The following is a 14,510-nucleotide window of genomic DNA, read 5'->3' as shown; positions in this document are numbered from 1 at the left end:
CCGAGGAAAGCAGATCGACATGACGACAGCCACCACGGTCGCCGGGCGGCCTCTGTCGGCCTGGTCGCGCGGCACGCGATGCGGCACCCGGCACGCGCTCGGCCCGGGCCGGGTGGGCGAGCCACCGCTCGGGGCGCTCCTGATCGACCGTGCCCTGCTCGTGCCGGAGGGCGCACGCGAGCGACTGACGGCCACGGTCCTCGCCGTCGCCGAACTCCGGCTCCCGGGTGTGCTGGGCACGGTGGACCTCGTCGCGGAGGCGGAGGAGGTGTGGCTGATCACCGCCCGCCCGGCGGCGCCCAGCCTCGCGGACCTGCTGGCCGCGGGCGGAGCGGGCCCGGAGGCGAGCGGGTCTGGTGCGGGCCCGGGCGCGGACGGATCGGCAGATGCGGGCCCGGTCGCGGACGGATCGGCAGGTGCAGGCGGTGAGGGCGGTGCGGGTCCGGACGCCGGGAGCGCCGCGAGCGTACTCAACGAGACCGCACAGACGCTGCTGGCCCTGCACGCGGCCGGGCTGGCCCATGGATCGCTCACCGCGGACGGCGTCGTCATCGCCCCGGACGGCACGGCGTTGCTCGCCGAGACCGCGCCGAGCATCGCCCTGGGGGACCGCAGGGCGGGGCCCGCCGGATCCGCCCTGCGCGACGACGTCACCGCATGGGCCGACCTCGCCGACACGCTCGGCCGCGCCTGGGCGGTCGCCGGTACCCCGGCAGTCGGCCTTTTCGCCCGCTGTTCCGCCCTCGCCCGGTCCGACGGCCTCGCCGCGGGCCGCGCAGCGCTGGTCGCCGGGCGGGCGGCGCTGCCCGCCGACTTCCTGCGGCGCACCGCCCTGCGCGTGGCGGCTGCCGCCGCGTTTGCGGACCTCGCAGCGCCGGAGCCCAGGGGCGCGGTGTCCCTGGCGAAGACCCGGACTCCCTCCGCAACCGCGTCTCGGGCCCCGTCCCAGACCCTGGCACCGGCCCAGGCTCGGGTCCCCGCCCCGGCTCAAGCGCCGGTCCCGCCGTCGGCCCCGGCTCAGGCTCCGGCCCAGGCCCCGGTCCCGGCTCAGCACCCGGTCCTGCCCCCGGCTCCGGCTCAAGCCCCGGCTCCGATCCCGGCCCCCGAGGCCACCGCCCCGGTGCGGGGCGGGCAGGCGCCCGGGCGCGACGACCGCGTCCCCCGCCCCGCCGCGCCGGACGGGCAGAGCACGGTGCCTGGACGGGGCCGCCGGGGTGGGCGCCCCGCAGCCCCGGACGACGCGCAGGCCACCGTACTCGGCCGACGGAACCGCACCACGGACCCGGACGCGGTGCCCGTACCGGCGGCCCCGGAGGGCGGAGGCGACGGGGAGATCCTGCTGCGCTTCGGCCCGGGTGTCCCCGTCGGGGATCAGGAATCCCTCCGCGCGCTGTGGCGGACGCCCGCCCCCGCACCGGCCCGCGGTGGCCGACGGCGCGCCCGGTACGCGGCGACCGCGGCCCTGACGGCCGTCGCCGTGGTGCTCTGGCTGCTGCTGCGCCCGGATGCCGGACCGGCCGTCAAGGCCGCCGAAGTCCGGGCGCCCGCCGCACGATTGCACTGCGGACAGACCGCCGACGTGATCGGCGTCATCACCACCGACGGCGGGGGCGGCCCCGTGACCTACCGCTGGCTCCGCAGCGACGGACAGGCCTCGGGAGAACTGGTCCGCGTCGCCCGCCGCGGCCGTCCGGAGATCACCGTCCACCTGCGCTGGACGGTCCGTGGCCCGGGCCTCTTCCGCGGCACCGCGCGCCTCCAGGTCCTGCACCGGAAGGGCGGGGGCTCCGGCGCCGAGCCCATCGAGGCGCGGGGCACCTTCAGGTACGCCTGCCCCTGAGCCCGGTACGTCTCCGCTCCCGTCGGGCACACCTCCACGCGGGTCGGACGCTGCCGGTGAACACCCGAGTCCGACGCCGCCGCGAAGGACCCGGGAGCACGCAGAAAATGGCCGGGGCCCCGCGTCGGCGGGACCCCGGCCATGCACCGTGCAGGCCTGTCCGGGTCAGGCGACGTCCTTGCGGGTGACCGCCACGTAGCCGACGAAGCCGAGGATCGCGACCATCCAGGAGAGACTGACCGGTCCCGTGCCCAGCCCCAGGCCGCCGCGAGCGGGTGACACCGCCATCCAGTCCGCGATGGAGGCGCCGAGCGGACGGGTCACGACATAGGCGAACCAGAAGGCCGGAATGGCACCCAGGCCGAGCTTCCAGTGCCCCAGGGCGGGCACGGCCATCACGACGGCGAACAGCACGATCGAACCGAGGTACCCCAGTCCCAGAGTTCCCGCCGTCATGTCGCCCGCCGCGGTCCCGAGCGCGAAAGTGGCGAGTACCGTCGCCCAGTAGAAACTCTCACGACGCCTGGTGTGAATGCTGTGGATGGACAGGGTTTTCTCGCTCGCGTACCAGATACCGAATATCGCGCCCAGTACGACAAGAAATGCGACCGTCGAGTCCGGATAGGCGATGCCCAGCGCCACGTGGAGCACATCGGCAGCCATCGTGCCGAAGACGCTCACCATGACGATGGCTGTCCAGTAGATCCAGGCCACATACCGCCGGACGGCGAATTGCACGACCAGCGCGGCCAGCAGGATCACGCCGGCGATGCCCACCGCGACCACCGGGGCGAGCACATGGGCCAGATAGTCGGAGAGCGTCTCGCCCATTCCTGTTGTCAGCAATTTGATGATCCAGAAGTAGATCGTGACTTCCGGAACTTTGCTCAGTGCATTCCGTGCAGGGGCCGCCATGGGCAGGCCCTGCTGGAGTTGGCCTGTCGTCATGGTCGGCAAGGATGGCACAGCCGGATCGGTCTTCCCTAATTCTTGTCTACGCGAGGCGAAAAGTAAGAATGGGGTGTGAATTCCTTGAGGGTAATTCGCATGGAATTTTCCTGTGCGGGAGCATCGCGGCGTGTGTGCGGAAACGAATCGAAGTCCCCGCAGGGAATCCGTGCCCGCGCGCCGGCAGGGCCCCGGACCCTGTGCGGGTGGTGCGGACAAGGGCGGGGGAGGGGCACCCGTCGGGCTGCGGTGACGAGCCGGCCGTGGACCGGCCCGTCCGTCGCAGGGCCGGACGCAGGTTCTGGCAGCGCGAGGTTCATGTCGGATTCTCGCCAGCTTCCGGCCGCCCGGTGCTCGATGCTTGTCCCATGCACACCGACACCGAGCGCTGCGTGCGCGCCGTTCAGTCGAAGGACGCCCGATTCGACGGCTGGTTCTTCACCGCGGTGGTGACCACGGGGATCTACTGCCGCCCCAGCTGCCCGGTCGTGCCGCCCAAGCCCGAGAACATGCGGTTCTACCCGAGTGCCGCGGCGTGTCAGCAGGCCGGTTTCCGGGCCTGCAAGCGCTGCCGCCCCGACACCAGCCCCGGCTCGCCCGAGTGGAACCAGCGCGCCGACCTGGTCGCCCGCGCCATGCGGCTGATCGCCGACGGCGTCGTCGACCGCGAGGGCGTACCCGGCCTCGCCGCCCGGCTCGGCTACAGCACCCGCCAGGTCGAGCGACAGCTGCTCGCCGAGCTCGGGGCCGGCCCGCTCGCCCTCGCCCGCGCACAGCGCGCCCAGACGGCGCGCCTGCTCATCGAGACGACCGCGCTGCCGATGGCGGAGATCGCGTTCGCCGCGGGATTCGCCTCCGTCCGCACCTTCAACGACACCGTGCGGGACGTCTTCGCGCTCTCGCCGAGCGAGCTGCGCACCCGCGCCCCGAAGGCGACCGGCTCCCCCGGAGCACTGAGCCTCCGCCTGCCGTTCCGCGCGCCGCTCAACCCCGACAACCTCTTCGGTCACCTCGCAGCGACCGGCGTACCGGGCGTGGAGGAGTGGCGCGACGGCGCGTACCGGCGCACCCTGCGGCTCGCCTACGGCCACGGGGTCGTCGCGCTCACCCCCACCCCCGACCACATCGGCTGCCGGCTGAGCCTCACCGACCTGCGGGACCTGCCCACCGCCATCAGCCGGTGCCGCCGCCTCCTCGACCTCGACGCCGACCCGGTCGCCGTCGACGACCAGCTGCGCACCGATCCGCTGCTCACACCGCTCGTCGACAAGGCACCCGGCCGTCGGGTGCCGCGCACGGTCGACGAGGCCGAGTTCGCGGTGCGCGCGGTGCTCGGCCAGCAGGTCTCCACGGCAGCCGCCCGTACCCACGCCGCCCGGCTCGTCGCAGCCCACGGCGAGCGGATCGAGGACGCCGAGGGCGGCCTCACCCACCTCTTCCCGGCCCCGGACGCGCTCGCCGCACTCGACCCCGACACCCTCGCCCTGCCGCGCAGCCGCCGCGGCACACTCACCACGCTGGTGCGCCGGCTCGCCGAAGGCACGCTCCGGCTCGGCGCCGAGAGCGACTGGGACGAGGCCCGCGCCCAGCTCACCGCCCTGCCCGGCTTCGGGCCCTGGACCGTCGAGGTCATCGCGATGCGCGCCCTCGGCGACCCGGACGCCTTCGTCCCCACGGACCTCGGCATGCGGCGCGCCGCCCAGGAGCTGGGCCTGCCCTCCACGCCGGCCGCGCTCACCGCCCGCGCTGCCGCCTGGCGGCCGTGGCGGGCCTACGCGGTCCAGTACCTGTGGGCGACCGACGACCACCCGATCAACTTCCTGCCGGTATGAGGACCACGCCATGAAACAGCACACCGTCACCCCCAGCCCCTACGGGACGCTCACCCTCGTCGCCACGGACGGCATCCTCTCCGGGCTCTACATGACCGGTCAGCGCCACCGCCCGGCCGAGGAGTCGTTCGGGGCGCGGACGAACCCCGACGAGGAGCCCTTCGCGGAGGCCGTGAGGCAGCTGGAGGCCTATTTCGCGGGCGGGTTGAAGCACTTCGACCTTACGCTGCGGCTCGACGGCACACCGTTCCAGCAGCGCGTCTGGGAGCAGCTCCGGCTCATCCCGTACGGCGAGACCCGTAGCTACGGAGAGCTCGCCGAGGCCCTCGGCAGCCCCGGCGCGTCCCGTGCGGTCGGCCTGGCCAACGGCAAGAACCCCATCGGCATCATCGTCCCGTGCCACCGTGTGGTCGGCGCGAACGGCAGTCTGACGGGATACGGCGGCGGCCTGGAGCGCAAGCAGCGCCTCCTCGACTTCGAGGGCGGGAGCGCGCTCTTCTGAGGTGTGCCCGGCCGGGGGCGCCGCCCGTGGCACGGCGCTCCCGGCCTTGCCGTGCCGTTCTCGGCCGCCTCTCCCCGTCCCGCCGCCGTATGCCATGCCGCTCCCGGCAGCCCCGTACCGCGTGGCTGCGGCGGGCTCACGGACCGACCGGGGGACCGGGGGAGCGGGTGATGGCCAGGATCGCCATGTCGTCGTCGCGCGGAGCGCCGGTCCAGCGCTCGACATCGCGTACCAGGGTCTTGACCAGTTCGTCCGGCTGCTCGAAGGGGCCCAGCCCGCCGAGCCGGCTCACGGGTTCGTAGAAGGTCCCGCAACGGTCCCGGGCCTCGGTCACTCCATCGGTGATCAGCAGCAGGGTGGCCCCGACCGGGAACGGCCAGTCCTTGGGTTCCGGCTGCGGCATTCCGAGGCCGCTCATGCCCAGGGGAAGGCCCGGCTCGTCCGGATCCAGCTCGGACACCGTGTCGCCCTCGAACAGATACGGCGAGGGGTGGCCGCAGTTCAGCATCCGCACGTGATCGGCGGCCGGAGTGATCTCTGCGAGCAGCGCGGTGACGAACCCCTCCATCCGGATGTCCTCCTCGCGCTGTGCGGCTTCCTTGAGCAGTGCGCGTTCCAGACGCTCGGCCAGCGCGAACAGGTCGGGTGCCTGGTCCGCCGCCTCCCGGAACGCGCCCAGCACCACGGACACCGCGCCGACCGCGCCCAGCCCCTTGCCCCGCACATCGGCGATGAGCAGCCTGGTGCCGTACGGCGTTTCCTGCACGGAGTATGCGTCCCCGCCGATCAGTGCCTCGGTCTGTGCGGCCTTGTAGACGGCGGCGATGGTCAACGATCCGATACGGGCCGGCGGCGCGGGCAGGACCGCGCGCTGGGCGGCCTCCGCGACGGAACGGACCACCTGGAGACGGCGCCCGTGGCGGGCGATCACCCTGTTCACGCCGATGCCGACGAGCGCGGTGAACGTCGCGTTGACCAGTTCGAGGGTGCCGGCTGTCTGGCCGAGGTACCCGTCCTTGATCAACAGCACCAGCTCGATCAGGATCACGGCCGCCGCGATCGCGATCGTGTGCCGCAGCGAGCACAGTGCCCCTGCGGCGATCACAGCGGCGCCCAGCAGGTAGTCGCCCCAGTACTCACGCGGAGACACGACGTTCCAGAAGGCCCCGGCAACGAAGAGGGCGGACGGCACGAAGGGGACGTACCAGGGCCACTTCGTGGAGAATCGATCCACCGCGTCCCGATTCCGCATCTAACCAACGTATGCCTGATTGGTGAACATGTGCACGCTGTGCGGAACGCGGCGGTGTGCTCCGTCCACCCCGTCCTCGGGACGGCGCGCGTCGCGCCCGGGGCCGGGTGGCCGGGACGCGCTCCCCAGGCGCGTCATGGTGGCGAACCGGCAGCGGTTCTCAACCGAGGAACACCCAGCGCACCCCCGCGGCAACTCCCAGCGAGAGGGCCGGGATCACCCACCCCCACCCCATGACCCGTCGCACCGATGGGAACAGCCACACCGCCGTCGCCGCACCGGCGGCTCCCATGGTGAGGACGCACGACAGGACGATGCCGGCGTAGGCCTGGTCGTCCCAGGGACCGGACGGACGTACGGTGAGCGCCGCCCAGCAGCAGAACGCGGCGATGAGGGTGAGCAGGGTGAGCGGTACGGCGAGGACCAGCCGCAGGCAGCCGCGGTCGTCGTCCGTGCGGGAAGGGCGGGGCATCGGCAGTGCGTTCCTCGGAGGTACGGCACGAGCACATGAACGCCGTAGGCGGAAGGCCGCCGTACTAGGCGCTCTGCTCGGCGAGTTGGCGCAGCAGCTCGGGCAGGGCGGCGCCGATCGGCTCGCGGACGACGTGGTCGGCACGCTCGTCGTACGGCGTGGGTTCGGCGTTGACGATGATGAGTCGTGCTCCGTGGTCGGCGGCCATGCCCGCGAGCCCGGCGGCGGGCTGCACCTGGAGACTGCTGCCGACCGCGATGAACACATGGGACGCCTTCGTGATGGCCACGGCCTCACCCAGCACCACCGGGTCGAGCCGCTCGCCGAACATCACCGTGGCCGACTTGAGGATGCCACCGCACTCCAGGCACGGCGGGTCGTCCTCGCCTGCCTCGACCCGTGCGATCGCGTCCTCCATCGGGCCGCGCGCATGGCAGTGCGTGCACAGGAAGCTCCGTGCCGTGCCGTGCAGTTCCAGCACCTTGCGGGCGGGCATGCCGGCGAGCTGGTGCAGGCCGTCGACATTCTGCGTGATCACCCGTACGGGGACACCGGACCGCTCCAGTTCGGCCACCGCCCGGTGCGCGGAGTTCGGCTCGGCCTTCAGCGTCCGGTTCTTCCGCCGCATCTGCCACGACCGCCGCCGGACCTCGGGATCGTTCATGTAGTACTCGTAGGTGACGAGCTTCTCGGCCCCGGGATCCCGCCGCCAGAGCCCGTTCGGGCCGCGGTAGTCCGGAATCCCGGAGTCCGTGGAGATTCCTGCTCCGCTGAGGATCGCGACGAGGGGCCTGCTCATGGCAGCAGCGTAATGAGCGGTTCGCACGCGCCGCGAGTGGAATTCGCGCGGGTGGTGCCAGGGGCGGGCCACCAGGGGCCCGGACCGTCCCGGATGTTCGGCACGGAGGCCCGGTGGGACGGTGGCGCCCGGCAGCGACAGGCATGCCCGGTGCCGTGGCCTCCGCGTGGCCGCGACCGTCACGCCCGATGGGTGGCGTACCCGTTCTCCAGCTCGACCGTCCCCGTGCCCTGCTCCAGCACGTCCAGCGCGGCGAGGACGCGTCGGCCCAGGGCGTCCGGCAGATGGTCCGGCAGCTCGGAGCGCGACACCATGCGCCATGACAGGAGCTCCTCCTCCTGGAGCCGGATCGAGGCCAGCCGTGCCGTGTCCAGGACCCCGCCGTCGTACAGATAGGCGACGATCGGCGGCCGCGCCGTGCCCGGGACCCAGTCGACGGCGAGCAGCCGGCCGAGCTCCACGTCGAGCCCGATCTCCTCCACGGTCTCGCGCCGGGCACCCTGGCGTGGTGTCTCGCCGTCGTCCGACTCGACCGTGCCTCCGGGCAGGGCCCAGCCGTCGCGGTAGTTGGGTTCGACGAGCAGCACGCGCCCCTCGGCGTCCCGGAGGAGCGCGGCGGCGCCGACGAGGACGCGGGGGAGTCCTGCGATGTACGTGGCGTAGTCGAGAGTGGTCACGCTCGCAGCCTAACGAGCGGGACCGGGGACATGCCCCCCGAGCGTGCCGTACCGGCCGTCCACCGACCGGTCAGGACTGCGCCAACGTGACCGTCCGGGCGGCCAGTTCACTGATGCGTGACCCGTCGAAGCCGAACACCGCGCTGCGGACCGTGTCCTGAAGGGGCTCGGTCCACTGCACGGGGATCGCGGGGGCCCCGCACAGGACGCCCGCGACCGACCCCGCCGTCGCGCCGTTCGAGTCGGTGTCCAGTCCACCGCGCACGGTGAGCGCGATGGTCCGTGTGAAGTCGCCGTCGCCGTACAGCAGCCCGGCGGTGAGCACCGCCGCATTCGGGATCGTGTGGATCCAGCCGAGCCCGGAGGTCTCCTCGGCCAGCGTGTCCAGGGTGCCCTCCCAGGCCAGCCCGGCGCCGTGCAGCGCCAGCACCCGGCGCACCGTCCGGGCGAGACGGCTGCTCGCCGGGACGACGGCCAGGGCGGTCTCGACGGCGTCGCGCACCGTGGCCGCGGTGAAGGCCGCCGACACCAGTGCGGCCGCCCACATCGCCCCGTACACGCCGTTGCCGGTGTGCGACAGGACGGCGTCACGGCGGGCGAGCGAGGCCGCACGGCGCGGCGCGCCGGGGCTGGTCCAGCCGAAGACGTCCGCGCGGATCAGCGCGCCGATCCACTCCTGGTACGGATTGTCGTACGTCGCCGTGAGCGGCGGCTTGAGGCCGTTCGCGAGATTCCGGTACGTGGCACGCTCCGCGGTGAACGTCTGGAGGTACGGCAGCCGCAGCAGCCACAGGTCGCCGACCTGTTCGGTGCTGAATCCGAAGCCGTGCGTTTCCAGCAGGTGCAGACCGAGAACGGAGTAGTCCACGTCGTCGTCCCGGCAGCTGCCGTGGATCCGGCCGCGCACGCACTGCCGCCACTCGGGGCGCAGCTCGAACTCACCGGCCGGGCCGGGCGGCTCCGGGAGGTAGTCGGTCAGCGGCAGGGCGTCCGCCCGGCGCAGATAGCGGTCGATGCGCTCGCGCGTCCAGTAGTCGCCGCGCTCGACCGGCTTGCCCAGCATGTTGCCCGCGATCCGGCCGAGCCAGCCGCCGAGAATCCGGTCGGCGAGCTCCCTGCCCGCAGGGGGCGCGGCGGGCGTGGTCGTCATGGCGGTCATGGCTTCGGTCTACCCAATTCCGCCGGCCCGCGCGAGGGCACCCGGCCACGGGACGATCGATCGTCCGGATCGCCGGTGGGCCCTCCGTGCCGGGGCACGCCGGCGTTCGTCCTCCCCGCGGTCCGTACCACGATGAGAGCAGCCATGGGCACGGGACCCCTCCTCCGGTTAAGGTCGCAGCGGCGCGACTGCCTTGACGTGAGCAAGGCCCGGAGAGCAAGGGGAATGCAAGGTGGCAGACGCTGCTGGGACGAACACATCGACGGCGGGGCGCCCGGAGGGGGCGGCGCGGCAGGGGCAGGGGCCCCGGGTGCTCGTCGCCGCGGACAAGTTCAAGGGGTCGCTGACGGCCGTGCAGGTCGCCGGGCATGTGGCGGCCGGTCTGCGCAGGGTCGCCCCGGGCCTGTCCGTGGACATGCTGCCGGTGGCCGACGGCGGTGACGGTACGGTCGCCGCGGCCGTCGCGGCGGGCTTCGAGCGGCGTGAGGTGCGGGTCACCGGGCCGCTCGGCAACGAGGTGACGGCCGCCTACGCACTGCGCGGCGACACCGCTGTCGTGGAGATGGCCGAGGCCTCCGGCCTCCAGCTCCTCCCGGAGGGCGTCTTCGCCCCGCTCACCGCCACCACCTACGGCTCCGGCGAACTGCTCAGGGCCGCACTGGACGCGGGCGCCCGTACCGTCGTCTTCGGGGTGGGCGGCAGCGCCACGACCGACGGCGGCGCCGGGATGCTGGCCGCGCTCGGCGCGCGGTTCCTGGACGACAGTGGTGCGCCGGTCGGTCCGGGCGGCGGTCCGCTGCGTGACCTCGCCACGGCCGACCTGTCCGGACTGGACCCCCGTTTCGCGGACGTCGAGCTGGTCCTCGCGAGCGATGTCGACAATCCGCTGACCGGGCCGAAGGGCGCCCCCGCCGTGTACGGCCCGCAGAAGGGCGCGACACCGGAGGACGTCGCGACGCTGGACGCCGCGCTCACCCATTTCGCCGCCGTCCTGGAGAGGACGATCGGGTCCGGGGCCGCCGAGTACGCCGCATCGCCGGGTGCCGGTGCGGCGGGCGGCATCGGCTACGGCGCGCTCGTGGGGCTCGGTGCGAGCTTCCGGCCCGGCATCGAGGTCATGCTCGACGTCCTGGGCTTCGCGCCCGCTCTCGAGCGTGCCGGTCTCGTGATCACCGGTGAGGGGTCCCTCGACGAGCAGACCCTCCACGGGAAGGCTCCGGCCGGGGTGGCCGCCGCGGCGCGTGCCGCGGGCAAGGACGTCGTGGCCGTCTGCGGACGGCTCGCCCTGTCGGCCGAGGCCCTCCGCGAGGCCGGCATCCGGCGTGCCTATGCCCTGACGGACGCCGAGCCCGACGTCGACCGGTGCATCGCCGAGGCGGGGCCGATCCTGGAAGGCGTGGCGGAACGGATCGCGCGGGACTTCCTGGCGTAGGCCTTCGCAGTCGCGAGGCTCCCCGGCCCCGTGCCTGTCCCGGAACCGGCGCTCCGTCCGCGGATCCCTGCCGTCCGGGCGCCCGGCACCGGGGCAGTGCCCACCCTTCCCACGGGGCGCGCCCGCGGCACCGGCCCCGGACGCACCTGTGGCCCGAGCCTTCCGAAGGCTCGGGCCACAGGTGGTTGCCGGGGAGCGGCTACGGCAGCTGGGCCGCCCGCGCCTCACGGCGGTTGTCGCGGAAGTTGTTCACCCGGCGGGCCGTGGCGAACAACGGAATGACCGCACCGAGGACGAGCTGCAGCGCGCAGCCGGTCTGGAGCAGCAGCTGGCCACCGGGCGCATCCAGCGCCCACGCCGCCAGCAGGCCCATGCTGAGCACGATCCAGGAGAGCATCGCGACGGCGAGGCGCCCCCGCGGCTTCGGGTACTCGACCCGGCTGACCATCAGCCACGCGGTGCCGACGATCGCCAGCAGCGTCGCGAAGAACGGCAGCTCCAGCAGCACGATCGAGACGACCGTGAGCGCTCCGAACGGGCTCGGCATGCCCTGGAACATGCCGTCCTTCATGGTCACGCAGGAGAACCGCGCGAGTCTGAGCACGACGGCGAGCAGCACCACGATCGCGCCGAGCGCCGCCACCCGCTGGTGGGCGTCGTCGGCGACCATGCCGTACACGAGGACGAAGTACGCGGGCGCGAGCCCGAAGCTGATGAGGTCGGAGAGGTTGTCCAGCTCCGCGCCCATCGGTGAGCTGCGCAGCTTGCGCGCCACGAGCCCGTCGAACAGGTCGAAGACCGCGGCGCACAGCATCAGGATGACCGCGGTGGCCGCGCTGTGACGGGCCATGCCCGACTCGTCACTGCCCGTGAGGTGCGGGATCAGGATGCCGGTGGTGGTGAAGTACACCGCCATGAAGCCGCACGTGGCGTTGCCGAGGGTGAGCGTGTCCGCTATTGAGAGCCGCAGTGACAGCGGCATCTCCTCCGCCTCGTCGCCCGCCTCGTCGGCCTCCGGCACCCAGCCGGCCTGGGTCTCGGGATCAATCACGGTCAATTCGAGTCACCCCAGCCACCGTCTTCTGGCCGACCTCGACCGCGACGTCGACCCCCTCGGGAAGGTAGATGTCGACGCGGGAGCCGAACCGGATCAGACCGATCCGGTCGCCCTGCTCCACCTTGCTGCCCTGCGGGAGGTACGGCACGATGCGGCGCGCCACGGCACCCGCGATCTGCACCATCTCGATGTCGCCGAGCTCGGTGTCGAAGTGCCAGACAACGCGCTCGTTGTTCTCGCTCTCCTTGTTGAACGCCGGGACGAAACCGCCCGGGATGTGCTCGACCGACGTCACCGTGCCCGCGAGCGGGGCGCGGTTGACGTGGACGTTGAGCGGGCTCATGAAGATCGCGACGCGGGTCCGTCCGTCCTTCCACGGCATGATGCTCTGCACCACACCGTCGGCCGGGGAGATGACCCGGCCCTGGGCGATCTCGCGCTCGGGGTCGCGGAAGAACCACAGCATGCCCGCCGCGAGAGCGGTGGCGGGTACGGCCACGGCCTTGGCGGCGCCGGAGCGGCGCGCCCGGACCAGGCTGAGTGCTGCGGTGGCGACGGTCGGCAGGAGCCACGGCGATGCTCCGCGCGCGAGCCGTACGCCGGCGAGGCTGTCGCGTGGTGCAGAGATTTGGCTGTGGGGCATGGATGACCTTCGTAGCGGATGATGCCGCGCTCATACGGGGGACGGCGGCTTTTCGGCGATCGTATCGGTTGCGAGGCACAACTGGGCAAGCCAGGAAGCCGAGTCGGCGGCCGAAGAGTGTTGACGGGGTGTGATCTTCTTCTCGAAGAAAACACCCCAAACACACGCATCTATCCCTGGAATCGATACTCTTCGAGCAGTCGACGGCCGATGATCATTTTCTGGATCTCGGCGGTACCTTCGCCGATGAGCAGCATCGGGGCCTCGCGGTAGAGGCGCTCGATCTCGTACTCCTTCGAGAAGCCGTAGCCGCCGTGGATCCGGAATGCATCCTCCACGACTTCCTTGCAGTATTCGGACGCGAGGTACTTCGCCATCCCTGCTTCGAGGTCGTTTCGCTCACCGGAGTCCTTTTTGCGCGCTGCGTTCACCATCATGGCATGGGCCGCCTCGACCTTGGTAGCCATTTCGGCCAGCTTGAACTGGATGGCCTGGTGCTGGGCGATCGGCTTGCCGAAAGTATGACGTTGCTGGGCATAGGAGACGCCCAGCTCGAACGCACGCTGGGCAACGCCGCAGCCACGTGCCGCGACATTGACGCGACCGACCTCGACGCCGTCCATCATTTGGTAAAACCCTCGGCCGGTGACCCCGCCGAGTACACGATTGGCCGGAATGCGCAGTCCGTCCATGATGAGCTCGGTGGTGTCGACACCCTTGTAGCCCATCTTGTCGATCTTGCCGGGGATGGTGAGGCCGGGACGGACCTCTCCGAAGCCGGGCTCCTTCTCGACCAGGAAGGTCGTCATCGACTTGTGCGGGGCCGTGCCCTCGGGGTGGCCTTCGTCACTGCGGACCAGAACGGCCACCAGCGTCGAGGTGCCGCCGTTCGTGAGCCACATCTTCTGGCCGTTCAGGACGTACTCGTCGCCGTCCTTCACCGCCTTCGACGTGATGGCCGACACATCCGAGCCGAGGCCCGGCTCCGACATCGAGAACGCACCGCGCACCTCGCCGGCCGCCATCCGCGGAAGGAAGTACTCCTTCTGCTCCTGGGTGCCGTGCTGCTTGAGCATGTACGCCACGATGAAGTGCGTGTTGATGATCCCGGAGACGGACATCCAGCCGCGCGCTATCTCCTCCACGCACAGCGCGTAGGTGAGAAGCGACTCACCCAGACCCCCGAACTCCTCGGGGATCATCAGGCCGAAGACGCCGAGTTCCTTCAGACCGTCGACGATGTCCTGCGGATACTCGTCGCGGTGCTCCAGCTCGGTCGCGACCGGGATGATCTCCTTGTCCACGAAGTCGCGGACCGTGGAGATGATCTCCTGCTGGATGTCGGTCAGACCGTGGGTCTGGGCGAGTCGGCTCATGGCTACTTCTCCTGCGCCTTCAATTCCGGGCGGCCCGGCTGCTCGCCGCCGCGCTCCTTGATGTACGTCTCGGTGGGGACCATCACCTTGCGGCGGAACACGCACACGAGCGTGCCGTCCTGCTTGTAGCCCTTGGTCTCGACGTAGACGATGCCCCGGTCCGACTTGGACTTCGACGGGGTCTTGTCGAGGACCGTCGTCTCACCGTAGATGGTGTCGCCGTGGAAGGTCGGCGCCACATGGCGCAGCGACTCGATCTCGAGGTTCGCGATCGCCTTGCCGGACACGTCCGGCACGGACATGCCGAGCAGCAGCGAGTAGATGTAGTTGCCCACGACGACGTTCCTGCCGAAGTCCGTCGTCTTCTCCGCATAGTTCGTGTCCATGTGGAGGGGGTGGTGGTTCATGGTGAGCAGACAGAACAGGTGGTCGTCGTACTCGGTGACCGTCTTTCCGGGCCAGTGCTTGTAGACGGCGCCGACTTCGAACTCTTCGTAGGTGCGGCCGAACTGCATGGTGTC

14 protein-coding genes are annotated in these 14,510 nt (G+C 71.6%); 4 read left to right on the top strand and 10 right to left on the bottom strand.

Translation table 11 applies throughout. The features are described from left to right. Nucleotides 1–19 precede the first annotated feature (19 nt). Entirely contained in the window at nucleotides 20–1,840 is a 1,821-nt protein-coding gene (locus ACWCP6_RS14250) for a hypothetical protein (protein WP_450932692.1), read from the top strand. 165 nt (nucleotides 1,841–2,005) lie between these two features. On the opposite strand, the gene ACWCP6_RS14245 is transcribed toward ACWCP6_RS14250, so the two are convergent. Further along, a complete protein-coding gene (locus ACWCP6_RS14245) occupies nucleotides 2,006–2,788 on the bottom strand; it encodes a COG4705 family protein (protein ID WP_450932691.1) in 783 nt (260 codons plus the stop codon). A gap of 368 nt (nucleotides 2,789–3,156) precedes the next feature. On the opposite strand from ACWCP6_RS14245, the gene ACWCP6_RS14240 reads away from it, so the two are divergent. Both ACWCP6_RS14240 and ACWCP6_RS14235 read left to right on the top strand, forming a co-directional pair. Beyond that, nucleotides 3,157–4,620 carry an AlkA N-terminal domain-containing protein gene (locus ACWCP6_RS14240; protein WP_450932690.1) on the top strand — a complete coding sequence of 488 codons (1,464 nt, stop codon included), beginning with the start codon at nucleotides 3,157–3,159 and terminating at the stop codon, nucleotides 4,618–4,620. Nucleotides 4,621–4,630: 10 nt separating this feature from the next. Further along, nucleotides 4,631–5,122: a methylated-DNA--[protein]-cysteine S-methyltransferase gene (locus ACWCP6_RS14235; RefSeq protein ID WP_450932689.1), complete on the top strand. Its 492-nt coding sequence runs from the start codon at nucleotides 4,631–4,633 to the stop codon at nucleotides 5,120–5,122. A gap of 136 nt (nucleotides 5,123–5,258) precedes the next feature. Here the strand turns inward: ACWCP6_RS14235 and ACWCP6_RS14230 are convergent, their stop codons facing one another. From ACWCP6_RS14230 to ACWCP6_RS14210, 5 genes are all read right to left on the bottom strand, one after another. After that, nucleotides 5,259–6,374 carry a PP2C family protein-serine/threonine phosphatase gene (locus ACWCP6_RS14230; RefSeq protein ID WP_450932688.1) on the bottom strand — a complete coding sequence of 372 codons (1,116 nt, stop codon included), beginning with the start codon at nucleotides 6,372–6,374 and terminating at the stop codon, nucleotides 5,259–5,261. 160 nt (nucleotides 6,375–6,534) lie between these two features. After that, complete coding sequence (locus ACWCP6_RS14225) at nucleotides 6,535–6,846, bottom strand: hypothetical protein (RefSeq protein ID WP_450932687.1); 312 nt, start codon at nucleotides 6,844–6,846, stop codon at nucleotides 6,535–6,537. 64 nt (nucleotides 6,847–6,910) lie between these two features. Continuing rightward, nucleotides 6,911–7,645: an SIR2 family NAD-dependent protein deacylase gene (locus ACWCP6_RS14220; RefSeq protein ID WP_450932686.1), complete on the bottom strand. Its 735-nt coding sequence runs from the start codon at nucleotides 7,643–7,645 to the stop codon at nucleotides 6,911–6,913. Nucleotides 7,646–7,824: 179 nt separating this feature from the next. Then, nucleotides 7,825–8,322: an NUDIX domain-containing protein gene (locus tag ACWCP6_RS14215; protein WP_450932685.1), complete on the bottom strand. Its 498-nt coding sequence runs from the start codon at nucleotides 8,320–8,322 to the stop codon at nucleotides 7,825–7,827. Nucleotides 8,323–8,392: 70 nt separating this feature from the next. Next, complete coding sequence (locus ACWCP6_RS14210) at nucleotides 8,393–9,481, bottom strand: ADP-ribosylglycohydrolase family protein (protein ID WP_450932684.1); 1,089 nt, start codon at nucleotides 9,479–9,481, stop codon at nucleotides 8,393–8,395. 310 nt (nucleotides 9,482–9,791) lie between these two features. On the opposite strand from ACWCP6_RS14210, the gene ACWCP6_RS14205 reads away from it, so the two are divergent. Beyond that, nucleotides 9,792–10,913 carry a glycerate kinase gene (locus ACWCP6_RS14205; RefSeq protein WP_450932822.1) on the top strand — a complete coding sequence of 374 codons (1,122 nt, stop codon included), beginning with the start codon at nucleotides 9,792–9,794 and terminating at the stop codon, nucleotides 10,911–10,913. 199 nt (nucleotides 10,914–11,112) lie between these two features. Here the strand turns inward: ACWCP6_RS14205 and pssA are convergent, their stop codons facing one another. The 4 genes from pssA to ACWCP6_RS14185 form a co-directional block, all read right to left on the bottom strand. Further along, nucleotides 11,113–11,970 (bottom strand): CDP-diacylglycerol--serine O-phosphatidyltransferase, encoded by an 858-nt coding sequence (gene pssA, locus ACWCP6_RS14200; protein ID WP_450932683.1) that lies wholly within the window; start codon nucleotides 11,968–11,970, stop codon nucleotides 11,113–11,115. Then, entirely contained in the window at nucleotides 11,957–12,613 is a 657-nt protein-coding gene (locus ACWCP6_RS14195; RefSeq protein WP_450932682.1) for a phosphatidylserine decarboxylase, read from the bottom strand. Before ACWCP6_RS14195 ends, pssA begins: the two co-directional genes overlap by 14 nt. A 170-nt stretch (nucleotides 12,614–12,783) precedes the next feature. Continuing rightward, nucleotides 12,784–13,989: an acyl-CoA dehydrogenase family protein gene (locus tag ACWCP6_RS14190; RefSeq protein ID WP_450932681.1), complete on the bottom strand. Its 1,206-nt coding sequence runs from the start codon at nucleotides 13,987–13,989 to the stop codon at nucleotides 12,784–12,786. A gap of 2 nt (nucleotides 13,990–13,991) precedes the next feature. Further along, entirely contained in the window at nucleotides 13,992–14,504 is a 513-nt protein-coding gene (locus ACWCP6_RS14185; RefSeq protein WP_450932680.1) for a MaoC family dehydratase, read from the bottom strand. Between the last annotated feature and the right edge of the window lie 6 nt (nucleotides 14,505–14,510).

The organism is Streptomyces sp. NPDC002004, assembly GCF_053593975.1.
The sequence above is the reverse complement of the archived record's forward strand: the minus strand, read 5'-3'. Positions and strand labels throughout refer to the sequence as shown.

Bases quoted from the DNA above. Each gene is read 5' to 3' on its own strand.
- ACWCP6_RS14250 (WP_450932692.1), top strand. From the start codon at position 20: ATGACGACAGCCACCACGGTCGCCGGGCGGCCTCTGTCGGCCTGGTCG.
- ACWCP6_RS14245 (WP_450932691.1), bottom strand. From the start codon at position 2,788: ATGACGACAGGCCAACTCCAGCAGGGCCTGCCCATGGCGGCCCCTGCA.
- ACWCP6_RS14240 (WP_450932690.1), top strand. From the start codon at position 3,157: ATGCACACCGACACCGAGCGCTGCGTGCGCGCCGTTCAGTCGAAGGAC.
- ACWCP6_RS14235 (WP_450932689.1), top strand. From the start codon at position 4,631: ATGAAACAGCACACCGTCACCCCCAGCCCCTACGGGACGCTCACCCTC.
- ACWCP6_RS14230 (WP_450932688.1), bottom strand. From the start codon at position 6,374: ATGCGGAATCGGGACGCGGTGGATCGATTCTCCACGAAGTGGCCCTGG.
- ACWCP6_RS14225 (WP_450932687.1), bottom strand. From the start codon at position 6,846: ATGCCCCGCCCTTCCCGCACGGACGACGACCGCGGCTGCCTGCGGCTG.
- ACWCP6_RS14220 (WP_450932686.1), bottom strand. From the start codon at position 7,645: ATGAGCAGGCCCCTCGTCGCGATCCTCAGCGGAGCAGGAATCTCCACG.
- ACWCP6_RS14210 (WP_450932684.1), bottom strand. From the start codon at position 9,481: ATGACCGCCATGACGACCACGCCCGCCGCGCCCCCTGCGGGCAGGGAG.
- ACWCP6_RS14195 (WP_450932682.1), bottom strand. From the start codon at position 12,613: ATGCCCCACAGCCAAATCTCTGCACCACGCGACAGCCTCGCCGGCGTA.
- ACWCP6_RS14190 (WP_450932681.1), bottom strand. From the start codon at position 13,989: ATGAGCCGACTCGCCCAGACCCACGGTCTGACCGACATCCAGCAGGAG.
- ACWCP6_RS14185 (WP_450932680.1), bottom strand. From the start codon at position 14,504: ATGCAGTTCGGCCGCACCTACGAAGAGTTCGAAGTCGGCGCCGTCTAC.